We start from the raw sequence: 11,285 nt of genomic DNA on the forward strand, positions 1-11,285 counted from the left end.
ACCCGCTCGACCGCCCCCTCCCGTGCCGGACCGGCCCGCCGCAGCGCCCGCGCCGCCCGCCTGTCCGGGGCTGCCCGGCCCGGCGCCCTGCGGGAAGCCCTGCGGCATGCCCCCCTGACCGCCCTGACCTTGCGGCGTTCCACCGCCCGGACCGCCGCCGGGACCCCCCGGCAGCCCCGGCAGCCCCGGCAGACCGTCCCGGAACCGTTCCCCGCCCGGCCCGAACCCCATGGGACCGCCCCGCCCGCCGGCCACCGCCGGACCGGCCGTCACGATCGACCCGGTGTGCCCGGCGCCGATGGTGGTCAGGCAGTACGCGAACGGGCCCGCCAACGCCGCGCCCAGCCCCAGCGCGGCCACCCCGAGCAGCACCCGGCGCCCCAGCCGCCCCGCGAACGGCAGCCCGGCGGCGGCGAGCAGCCCGGCCACCAGCACCGCCCAGCGCAGCCACGGCAGATAGCCGGAGGAGCGGCCGAGCAGCACGTACGACCAGACAGCGGTCAGGGCGAGGGTGCCGGACAGGGTGAGGACCGCTGCCCTGCTTCCCCGTTCCTCCCACAGCACGGCCACACCCATGCCCACCAGAGCGGCCACGAACGGCGCCAGCGCGACCGTGTAGTACTCGTGGAAGATGCCCTGCATCCAGCTGAACACCACGGCGGTGATCAGCAGGCAGCCGCCCCAGGCCAGGAAGGCCGCACGGGCCATGCTCTGGAGGGAGTCGGCCGCCCGTCCGGCCCGCCAGGTCACCACCAGCCCCGCCACCAGCAGTACCAGCGCCGCGGGCAGCAGCCAGGAGATCTGGCCGCCGACCGTGCCGGAGAACAGCCGGCCCACACCGGTCTCCCCCCAGCCCCCGGCGCGCGGGCCCGGCCCGCCCTCGGGCAGCCCGTACGCCCCGAACGCGCCCGCGGCCCCACGGGTCCGCCCGCCGCCCACGCTGCCCGTCTCGTTGCCGTTCAGCCGCCCGAGGCCGTTGTAGCCAAAGGTCAGTTCCAGGAAGGAGTTGTGCTGCGAACCGCCGATGTACGGACGCGAGGAAGCGGGCCACAGCTCCACGACCGCCACCCACCAGCCGCCGGACACCACCATCGCGGCCCCGGCGAGCAGCAGCTGCCCGAGCCTCCGGCGCAGCCGGGTCGGCGCGCAGACGGCGTACAGCAGGGCCAGCGGCGGCAGGATGACGAACGCCTGGAGGGTCTTGGTCAGGAAGCCCAGCCCGATCGCGACCCCGGCCCCGACCAGCCACCCGGTGCGCGCCCCGTCCAGGGCGCGCAGCACGCAGTACACCGTGACGGTCAGCAGCAGCGTCAGCAGCGCGTCGGGGTTGTTGAAGCGGAACATCAGCGCGGCGACGGGCGTGAGCGCGAACGCGGCCCCGCTGAGCAGCGCGGCCGCGGGCCCGAACTGGCGGCGCACGGCGGCGTACAGGACGGCCGTGGTCGCGACGCCCATCAGGGCCTGCGGGACGAGGATCTGCCAGGAGCCGAGCCCGAACGCCCGGACGGACAGCATCATCGGCCACAGGGCGGCCGGGGGCTTGTCGACGGTGATGGAGTTCCCGGCGTCGGAGGAGCCGAAGAAGAAGGCCTTCCAGCTCTCGGAGCCCGCCTGTACGGCGGCGGAGTAGAAGGAGTTGGCGTAGCCGGACGAGCCCAGGTTCCAGAGCAGCAGTACGGCGGTGGCGAGCAGGAGCCCCGCGTACGCGGGCCGCTCCCAGCGGGGCCGCCCGCCGGCGGTCCGGCGCGCGGCGGCGTCCGCGGCCCGGTCCGGGGTGGCGCGGGCGGGGGCCCGCTCGGGGAACGGGGAGTCGACTGGCGGGTGGGCCGTGGTCATCGGTGGTCGTCCTTCACGGGAACGGGAGTGGTGCGGCGCTCGGGGAAGACCCAGGCGCGGAAGAGCAGGAACCGCAGCACGGTGGCGGCGAGGTTGGCCGTGACCAGCACGGCGAGTTCGGTGCTGTGGGCGGGGTCGTCGGCGCCCGCCCCGAGGGCGGCGAGCGAGCCACTGGTCAGGGCCAGGCCGATGGCGAACACGACCAGGCCCTGGGCCTGGTGGCGCAGGGCGCGGTCCCGGCCCCGGACACCGAAGGTGAGCCGGCGGTTGGCCGCGGTGTTGGCCACGGCGGAGGCCAGGAGGGCGGCGGCGTTGGCGGCCTGCGGGCCGGTACCGAGCCGGAGGAGGGAGTACAGGGCGAGGTAGCAGAGGGTGGAGAGCACACCGACCGCGCAGAAGCCGAGCAGCTGGCGGGCCAGTCCGCGCGGCACCCCGGGCAGGGCCGTGCGGTCGCGCGGGTCGTCGCCGAAGGGGCGGGCGAGCCGGTCCAGGGGGAGCTCCCCGAGGGCCAGCGCCCGGCCCACCCGCCAGACACCCTTGAGGTCCTCGGTGGCGGTCCTGACGATGTGGACCGTGGAGTCGGGGTCGTCCACCCAGTCCACCGGTACCTCGTGGATGCGCAGCCCGGCCCGCTCGGCGAGGACCAGCATCTCGGTGTCGAAGAACCAGCCGGTGTCCTCGACCAGCGGCAGCAGCCGTTCCGCGACCTCCCGGCGGATCGCCTTGAAACCGCACTGGGCGTCGCTGAACCGGGCGGCGAGGGAGGAGCGCAGCAGCAGGTTGTAGGCGCGGGAGACGAACTCCCGCTTAGCTCCCCGCACCACCCGTGAGGAGCGGGCGAGCCGGGTGCCGATGGCCAGGTCGGAGTGGCCGGAGATCAGCGGGGCCACCAGGGGCAGCAGCGCGTTCAGGTCGGTGGAGAGGTCCACGTCCATGTACGCCAGGACGGGTGCCTCCGAGTGGCTCCACACGGTGCGCAGGGCGCGGCCGCGGCCCTTCTCCTCCAGCCGGACGCTGCGCACGCCCGGGACGGCCGCGGCGAGTTCGGCCGCGAAGGCGGGGGTGCGGTCGGTGCTGGCGTTGTCGGCGATGGTGATGCGGAACGGGTACGGGAAGGTCCGGGTGAGGTGGGCGTGCAGCCGTCGCACGCACGGGCCGAGGTCCTTTTCCTCGTTGTAGACCGGGATCACCACGTCGAGTACGGGCTCGCCGGGCGCGGGCGCGAGGGGCGCCCGGGCCGGGAGGGCGTCGGAAGAGGTGTCGGTTGGCATGTTCCGACCCTCACCGGGCGCCCTGTCACCTCGGTGTGCTGACCCTGTGGTCCCTCTGTGAGTCCGTCGGCGCCATCGGTCCGGGCTCCGGGGCGAGGGGCAGGAGCACCTCGAAGCAGGTCCGGCCGGGCTCGCTCTCCACGTCGACCCGGCCGCCGTGTGCCGTGACGACGGCCTGGACGATGGCCAGGCCCAGGCCGGTGGAGCCCGCCGCGCGGGAACGGGAGGCGTCGCCGCGGGCGAAGCGCTCGAAGACGTGGGGCATGAGCTCGGGCGGGATGCCGGGCCCGTCGTCCTCGATCCGCACCCGCACCGCGGACGTTTCACGTGAAACACCGGCCGTGACGGTGGTCCCGGGCGGGGTGTGGGTGCGGGCGTTGGCGAGGAGGTTCACCAGGACCTGCTGGATCCGGGCCGGGTCGGCCAGGACGGGCGCGGGTTCCTCGGGCAGGGCCAGGCGCCAGTGGTGTCCGGGTCCGGCGGCCCGGGCGTCGCTGACGGCGTCGACGACGAGCGGGGCCAGGTCGGTGTCCTCGCGGGACAGCGGGCGACCCGCGTCCAGCCGGGCCAGCAGCAGCAGGTCCTCGACCAGTCCGGTCATCCTGGTGGCCTCGGCCTCGATCCGGGCCAGTGCGTGACGGGTGTCGGGGCCGGGCTCCTCCCGCCCCCTGCGGGTGAGTTCGGCGTAGCCGCGGATGGAGGCGAGCGGGGTGCGCAGCTCGTGGGAGGCGTCCGCGACGAACTGGCGGACCTGCGTCTCGCTCTGCTGGCGGGCCGTCAGCGCCGAGGAGACGTGCCCCAGCATCCTGTTGAGTGCCGCCCCGACCTGCCCCACCTCGGTGCGGGGATCCGCCTCGGCGTCGGGCACCCGCTCGTGCAGGGCCGGTTCACCGCTGTGCAGGGGGAGTTCGGAGACCCGGGTGGCGGTGGCGGCGACGCGGCGCAGCGGGCGCAGCGCTACGGCGACCAGCGCCTGTCCGGCGAGGGAGGCGGCGATCAGACCGGCCAGGGTGACGCAGACCTCCACGGCGATCAGGGTGTTCACGGTGGAGTCGACGCCCTTGACGGGGAAGGCCAGCACCAGCGCCCCGTCGGGCGCGGCCATCGCCCGGTAGGCACCGAGGCCGGGCAGGTCCACGTCCATCCCGCCGGACCCACCGGGCCCGGCCGTACGCGCGACGCGCTCCAGTACCGCCGTCTGCGCCTGGGTGAGGACCTCCCGGTGGTCGAGGCCCGGGCCCTCCACGGGGGCGATCCGGGCGCCGCCGATCACCTTCCGGTCCACGTCCAGGCGGATCCCGGCGGCGCCCATGGGGGAGCCGGGGGCGAAGATGAAGCCGAGGCTGCCCTCGCGGGCCGCCTTGCCGGCTCCCGGCCCCCGGACCGCCATCCGTACGGAGTTGTCCAGCTGCTTGTCCAGCTCCCCCATCAGCCGGGAGCGCATGGTGAGGGTGGTGACGGTCCCGATGGCCGCGCCCACCACGGCGATCAGCACCACCGCCGATACGACCAGCCGGGTCCGCAGCGACAAAGGCCGCCGCCGGGGCAGGCGGAGCGCCACTACTCGGCCGGCTTGATCAGGTAGCCGGCGCCGCGCCGGGTGTGGATCATCGGGGGCAGTCCGGTGCCGCCCTCCAGCTTGCGCCGCAGGTAGGAGATGTAGAGCTCCACGACGTTGGCCTGGCCGCCGAAGTCGTACGACCACACCCGGTCCAGGATCTGCGCCTTGCTCAGCACCCGGCGCGGGTTGCGCATCAGGTAGCGCAGCAGCTCGAACTCGGTGGCGGTCAGGTGGACCTCCTGGCCGCCCCGGACGACCTCGTGACTGTCCTCGTCGAGACTCAGGTCGCCGACGGACAGGACCGAGCCGCCGCGCGCGGCCTGCGCCGCACCGGAGCGGCGGACCAGGCCGCGCAGCCGGGCCACGACCTCCTCCAGGCTGAACGGCTTGGTGACGTAGTCGTCGCCGCCCGCCGTCAGGCCCGCGATGCGGTCCTCGACGGAGTCCTTGGCCGTCAGGAACAGCACGGGGACCTGCGGGATCTCCCGGCGGAGCAGGCCGAGCACGGACAGCCCGTCCATGTCGGGGAGCATGACGTCGAGGACCACCACGTCCGGCCGGAACTCCCGCGCCGCCCGCAGGGCGCCCGCTCCGTCACCGGCGCTGCGGACCTCGCAGCCCTCGTAGCGCAGGGCCATGGACAGCAGCTCGGAGAGCGAGGCCTCGTCGTCGACGACGAGGACCCGGCAGGGGCCGCCGTCGGGGCGCAGCAGCGCCGTCGGGGCGGCGGTGGACGTGGACGCGTGGGAAGTGGTCGTCGCTGTCATGCCCCCACGCTGGCCCGCGCCTCTGAGAGCGCTCTTGCCCCAACCTGTGAATCTCCTGAGAAAGGTGTTCCGACGGCTCGGCGGTCACCCGGCCAGGGAGAAGAGCCGGGCGGCGTTGTCGTGGCAGACCGCGCGCAGCCAGTCGTCCCCGAGCCCGAGCCGTTCCAGAGCCTGCAGCTGGTGTTCGTAGGGGTAGGGGATGTTCGGGAAATCGGTGCCCAGCAGGATCCGGTCCCCGAGGCCGGCGAGCCGCCCGAGGTCCCCGGGCGGGAAGCCGGTGAACCGCTCGGAGAAGTCGGTGAAGGCCATGGTCGTGTCGAGCCGCACCTCGGGGTAGCGGTCGGCCAGGTCGAGGAAGTCGGTGTACTCCGGCATCCCCATGTGGGCGACGATCAACGGCAGCCGGGGGTGCCGGGCCAGCAGCCGGGCGACCGGGCCGGGCCCGGTGTACTCGGCAGGGGCGGGCCCGGAGCCGCAGTGGACCACGACGGGGATCCGCGCCTCGGCCAGCAGCCCCCACACCGGTTCGAGGAGGGCGTCGTTCGGGTCGTACCCGCCGACCTGGAGGTGCGCCTTGAAGACCCGGGCACCCGACTCCACGGCCCGCGCCACGTACGCCGCCGCGTCCTCCTCGGGAAAGAACGTCGCGGTGTGCAGGCAGTCGGGGGTGCGGGCGGCGAACTCCTCGGCCCACGCGTTGAGCCAGGCAGCCATCGCGGGTTTGTGCGGGTAGAGCATCGAGGTGAACGCCCGGACCCCGAACTCCCGCAGCAGCCCCACCCGCTGCTCCTCCTCGTGGCGGTAGGTGATGGGCCACTCCGTGCCGGTCAGCGGGCCGGCGGCGTCGAAGTAGTCCCACACCTTCCGCATCACCCGGTCCGGCATGAAGTGCGTGTGCACGTCCACCAGCCCCGGCAGGCCCAGCCGATCCCGGAAGGCCCGGACGGTCTCAGCCGTTGCGGGCAAAACCGTGGCTCCGCTCGACGGTCGCGACGTGCAGGGTGTAGCTCTCGTACCAATGGGCGCGGCCGTGCTTCATGGCCGCCTGGTGCTCCAGGTCCGTGCGCCAGGCGGTGAGGGACTCGTGGTCGCGGAAGTAGGCCACGGTGATGCCGAGGCCTCCGGGGGTCCGCGCGGACTCGTATCCGAGGAACCCGGGGTTCTCCCTGACGATCTCGTTCATCCGGGAGAGGACCTCCGGATAACCGCTGTCGTCAGAGGTGCGGACATTGCTGAATACGGCCATGACATAAGGCGGTTCGAACGCCGGCACGGGCTGGATGCTCATGCCCCCCACCCTCCGCGCCAGCCCCTTGGCATGTCCACCGGAATCACCTCCGGCAGCCCAAAGGGATCCAAGTTTTGACCTTCCCCCCGAGCGGTCTCACCGGTCCTGGTCCGCGGTCGCCCCTCAGAAGAGGCCCTCCTGCCCGCCCGCCTCCCCGGGCGGGGCGATGGCCGCCAGCGGGGCGTCGGTCACCGCGCCCGCCGGAGCGGCGCCCAGCTCCCAGCCGGCCAGCAGCCGGGTGTCGACCACGAGCCCGTCCGCGAAGTGCAGGTCCGGCCCCGCGGCCCCCACCAGCACCCCCACGACACCCGCCCCGGGCACCAGCTCCCTGACCACCCGCGCCGGAACGGGCAGCCCGGCCAGCCCGAACGGCCCGGCGTGGTCGGTGACCGCGCACCTCGGTGACCGCGCACCCCAGCCGTTCCAGCGACTCGGGCCACCCCTCCAGCGCCGCCGCCCGGGCATACAGCTCGGCCACCTCCCGCGCCCGCTCGGCCTCCGCAGGCAGCCCGGCCCGCACCGCGCGCTTACGGGCGTAGGCGATCCGGTCCGGCACCCCGAGGGCGGCCCGCAGCAGCTCCTCGGTCCGGCGTGCCGCCATCAGCGGCCCGCGCCCCAGCCAGGTCCAGGTCACGGCCCCCTGCTCCAGCAGCCGGACCGAACCGCGCTCCTCGGCCGTGATGCCGACCTTGACCGTGCCGGGCCCGAACCACGCCAGGTACACCCGGTAGGGGCGCGGATCGGCGGCATTGGTGTCGGCCGCCACCGAGAAGGACCGGTCCAGCCCGGCGCACTCGGGACACTGGGCGCTGCCGGCCCGCCCCGGCACGGTCCGTCCCGCAGGGCAGGGGGTCCGCTTCCCGGCCCGCCGCACCCCCAGGCAGTGGCGCTCGCCCCCGGCGACGAAGGCCAGCCGCTGCCCGTAGGTGAGCGGGCTGCCGCGCTCCCCGCGCCCGAGCCCGTACCACCCGATCGCGGGCCGCCCCCCGCTCCAGCTGATCCCCGTGCACTGCCAGCCCGCGGCGGAGCCGGTCGCAGGGGCAGCGCCCGGTCGATGTGGTCCGATCGGTCTTCCTCCGGCTAGCGCGCGACGAACTGGGTCAGGACCGCCTGCATCTCGTAGATGTCGACCCCCTTGGTGAAGGTCTTCTCTATCGGCGCCGCGCTGCCGGAGATCCATATCTTGAGCTCGGCATCGAGGTCGAAGTGCCCGGCGGTCTCCACCGAGAAGTGAGTGATGCTCCGGTAGGGGACGGAGTGGTACTCCACCTTCTTGCCCGTCATCCCCTGCTTGTCGACGAACACCAGCCGCCGGTCGGTGAACAGGATGGTGTCGCGCACCAGCAGGTACGCCACGTGCACCTGCTCCCCGTGCCCCAGCAGCCGGGCGTAGTCCCGCTGCGCCGACGCCGGATCCACCCGGTGCGCGTTTCCGAACAGTCCCATGAGAGCCCCCCGATCAAGCTTCGAACGATCTGTGGAAACCGTATCGGCCCGGATCCGTGGTCCACGTCCCCCGCAGGAGCCATTTCGCCCCTGAGTCCTCCCGGGGGAGCCCTCGCCCTCAAGTACTGGACATACGCGAGAGGCCCTCAGGATTTCTCCTGAGGGCCTCTCGGGCTGTGCACTCGGCAGGATTCGAACCTGCAACCTTCTGATCCGTAGTCAGATGCTCTATCCGTTAAGCTACGAGTGCTTGGGCTTCCCGGGGTTTTTCGCCCCGTTGGCCTTGCGAGAACAACAATACATGGACCTCGCCGGGACGCGAAATCCATTAGCCCCAACGCCTCTGACCTGCGGAAACGTGCTGGAAGAAGATCGTCCGTCCGCAGCGGGCGGCAGCGCGGAGGCCGCAACGGGTACCCAGGGAGAGCCACCCCAAACCCCAGGGGCCCGCTTCGGACCCTGAACGCAGACCCCGAACGCAGACCCCCGAACGACTGCGGACCCCCGAACGCACCGAAGCCCCGGTCCATACGGACCGGGGCTTCGGTGAAGTGCGGAGGCGGAGGGATTTGAACCCTCGATGGGGCGTAAACCCCAAACCGCATTAGCAGTGCGGCGCCATAGACCGGACTAGGCGACGCCTCCAGCACACCCCCTGTGACGAGGGTGCGTGCAGATGATGACACAGCCGCGGGGCCGGTCACCAATCCGCTCCCACGGTACAAGGAGCGGGGGCCGCAGGGCAAAGCCTTAAGCCCTCTTCGCAACGTCCGGGCGGGCGGGTCGTTGGTGAGGCGTACGACGTACGGACGACCTGGAGTGCCCCATGCTGCGTCTCGCCGCCTTCGCCGTCACCTCCGCGCTGGCCGCCGCGGCCGCCGGACCCCTGCCGCCGCTGCCCCTGGGCCGGCTGCTGGCTTCCCCCGACCGGCTGACGATCGACATCTCCAAGGCGGGCAGCCTCAACGGCCGGTACCGCCTCGACTGCCGGCCCGTCGGCGGCGACCACCCCAAGGCCGAGGAGGCCTGCTCCCGTCTCGACGCGCTGGCGAAGCAGGGGAAGGACCCGTTCGCCGCCGCGCCGAAGGCCGCGATGTGCACCTTCCAGAGCGGCGGACCCGCCACCGCGCACGTCACGGGAACGTGGCACGGAGAGAAGGTGGACAGCTGGTTCCGACGCGAAAACGGGTGCGACATCGCCCGCTGGGACAACCTGGAACCTGTGCTTCCGAGTGCGGGTGCCTGACCTGGGAGGATGCGGCGGATGCACGGTTTCCCCCGTTCATCCGCCCCCTCGCGGCGGGACGGTGCCCTTAGACTCCTCCCGTGACATGCCGGTAGTCGTGGTCAGGGAGGACGCTCGTCGTGAGCAGCAGGCCATCCCGAGGCGCTGCTCGCCTCGCAGCAATACTCGACGCACTTCCGGACGCGCTGTTGCTCGTCAACGCCAACGGCACGGTCGTCAACGCGAATTCGATCGCCCTCGAGGTCATGGAGAGCCCCGGCACCGGTCTGGTCGGCCGCGGCGTGCTCGACCTCTTCCCCGAGTTCGACTCCAAGCTCATCCCCGGTTCGATGCGCCGCCCCGGCGACGAGCTGACGGGCCGCTCCAAGCCGAAACGCATGACCGCGCGCCGCACCGACGGCACGGAGTTCCCCGTCGAGGTCACCAGCGCCCACCTCGACGGCCGTGACGCCTACCGCGAGCCCCAGCCGTACACCGGCGACGAGCTGCTGATGCTGGTCGTGCGGGACCTCACCGAGGCCGTGGACACCGAGGCCGAGCTGGCCCGCTCGCAGCGGCAGACCGAGATGATCCTGCGCGCCGCCGCCGAGGGCGTCGTCGGCACGGACACCGACGGCCGCGTGGTCCTGGTCAACCCGGCCGCCGCCCAGATCCTCGGCTACCGCGCCACCGACCTCGGCAACCGCGAGCTGCACGGGCTGATCCAGCACTCGCGCGCGGACGGCTCCCCCTTCCCCTTCGACGAGTCCCCCCTCGCCGACACCCTGCGCAGCGGGCGCAAGCACCGCGTGCGCGGCCAGGTGCTGTGGAACAAGGCCGGCCAGGCCGTCGCCGTCGACCTGACCACCTCGCCCGTACGGGACGGGGACATGCTCGTCGGCGCCGTCATGACCTTCACCGACCGGCGTCCCTACGACGCGCTCGCCGCGCGCCACGCCCAGCTGACGGCCGTGCTCGGCGATTCGCTGCGCGGGCCGCTGGAGGAGCTGCGCGGGGAGCTGGCGACGCTGGCCGCCGACGACGGCGGCCAGCTGTGGCCCGAGGCCAACCAGCTGCTGCACCACCTGGCCGCCGGATACGCGCGGATGACCACCCTGGTGGACAACGTGCTCGGCTACCAGCGGCTGGACGCGGGCAGCGAGAAGCTCAAGAAGCAGAACGTCCTGATCAACGAGGTCGTCAAGGCCGGCATCGACGGCGCGGTCGAGCTGATCGGCCCCGGCCGGGTCCAGTTCGCCGTCCACGCCCCGACCATCGAGGCCGAGGTCGACGCGGAGCGGGTCGCGACCGCGCTGGCGCACCTCGTCGCGGACGTCGCCGGAGTGGACGCCACCGGCAAGACCCGTCAGGGCAGCGGGTACGGCGACTCCACGATCGTGGTGGCCGCGGCGCAGCGCGGTGAGGTCGTACGGATCGAGGTGCGCGGCCCCTACGACGGCGGCCACCCCGTGCACGAGCCGATCGTGCGGGGTGTCGTCACCGCGCACGGCGGCCTCCTCCAGACGGTGGAGGTGCCCGGAGCTCCGGGCGGTGCGTACGTACTGGAGCTGCCGCTGGGCTCCGGTGCCGGGACGGTCGAGCTGCCCGAACCCGAGCCGGAGACGGCTCCGGAGCCCGAGGCCGCCCCGGCGACGGTCTCCGGCGGCCGGCGCGGCCGGCGCGGCGTGGACGCCTTCCTCGAGGACGGCCCCGGCGGGGCGAAGGAGGCCGGGGCCCGCGGGGCGGGCGGCGCGCTGGCGCTGCCGTCCGGGCAGGACGCGCAGGCTTCCGGTCCTGGCCCGGCGGAACTCGCGCAGTCCCCGGTGAACCCTGCCGGGCTCGGTACCGGGCGCCGACGGGGCCGTGACCTGTCTCTTATACACAACTCTGA

At 73.3% G+C, this 11,285-nt stretch carries 9 protein-coding genes, 2 tRNA genes and 1 pseudogene; 2 read left to right on the forward strand and 10 right to left on the reverse strand.

Annotated features, from left to right (window positions below; genetic code table 11):
* From VR44_RS24760 to VR44_RS24805, 10 genes and pseudogenes are all read right to left on the reverse strand, one after another.
* Positions 1–1,836: glycosyltransferase family 39 protein (locus tag VR44_RS24760; protein ID WP_045949797.1), on the reverse strand; the 1,836-nt coding region annotated here is incomplete at its 3' end.
* A complete protein-coding gene (locus VR44_RS24765) occupies positions 1,833–3,107 on the reverse strand; it encodes a bifunctional glycosyltransferase family 2/GtrA family protein (protein ID WP_045949798.1) in 1,275 nt (424 codons plus the stop codon). The genes VR44_RS24760 and VR44_RS24765, both read right to left, overlap by 4 nt.
* 25 nt (positions 3,108–3,132) lie before the next feature.
* Positions 3,133–4,638, reverse strand: coding sequence for an ATP-binding protein (locus tag VR44_RS24770; protein WP_063778963.1), 1,506 nt, complete (start codon positions 4,636–4,638; stop codon positions 3,133–3,135).
* Positions 4,639–4,667: 29 nt separating this feature from the next.
* Positions 4,668–5,435: a response regulator transcription factor gene (locus tag VR44_RS24775; RefSeq protein ID WP_045949799.1), complete on the reverse strand. Its 768-nt coding sequence runs from the start codon at positions 5,433–5,435 to the stop codon at positions 4,668–4,670.
* 84 nt (positions 5,436–5,519) lie between these two features.
* A complete protein-coding gene (locus tag VR44_RS24780; protein ID WP_045949800.1) occupies positions 5,520–6,401 on the reverse strand; it encodes an amidohydrolase family protein in 882 nt (293 codons plus the stop codon).
* Entirely contained in the window at positions 6,385–6,723 is a 339-nt protein-coding gene (locus tag VR44_RS24785; RefSeq protein ID WP_045949801.1) for an antibiotic biosynthesis monooxygenase family protein, read from the reverse strand. Before VR44_RS24785 ends, VR44_RS24780 begins: the two co-directional genes overlap by 17 nt.
* Before the next feature lie 123 nt (positions 6,724–6,846).
* A pseudogene (locus VR44_RS24790) lies at positions 6,847–7,723 on the reverse strand (DUF2797 domain-containing protein).
* 80 nt (positions 7,724–7,803) lie between these two features.
* Positions 7,804–8,169 carry a PH domain-containing protein gene (locus VR44_RS24795; protein WP_045949802.1) on the reverse strand — a complete coding sequence of 122 codons (366 nt, stop codon included), beginning with the start codon at positions 8,167–8,169 and terminating at the stop codon, positions 7,804–7,806.
* Positions 8,170–8,346: 177 nt separating this feature from the next.
* Positions 8,347–8,419, reverse strand: a tRNA-Arg gene (locus tag VR44_RS24800).
* Between the two features lie 304 nt (positions 8,420–8,723).
* Positions 8,724–8,814: transfer RNA gene (locus VR44_RS24805), tRNA-Ser, on the reverse strand.
* A gap of 181 nt (positions 8,815–8,995) precedes the next feature.
* Between VR44_RS24805 and VR44_RS24810 the strand changes: the two genes are divergently transcribed.
* Positions 8,996–9,415 (forward strand): SSI family serine proteinase inhibitor, encoded by a 420-nt coding sequence (locus VR44_RS24810; RefSeq protein ID WP_045949803.1) that lies wholly within the window; start codon positions 8,996–8,998, stop codon positions 9,413–9,415.
* A gap of 119 nt (positions 9,416–9,534) precedes the next feature.
* Positions 9,535–11,285: PAS domain-containing protein (locus tag VR44_RS24815; RefSeq protein WP_211275119.1), on the forward strand; the 1,751-nt coding region annotated here is incomplete at its 3' end.

This window comes from Streptomyces katrae, assembly GCF_000966975.1.
Lineage (GTDB): Bacteria > Actinomycetota > Actinomycetes > Streptomycetales > Streptomycetaceae > Streptomyces > Streptomyces katrae.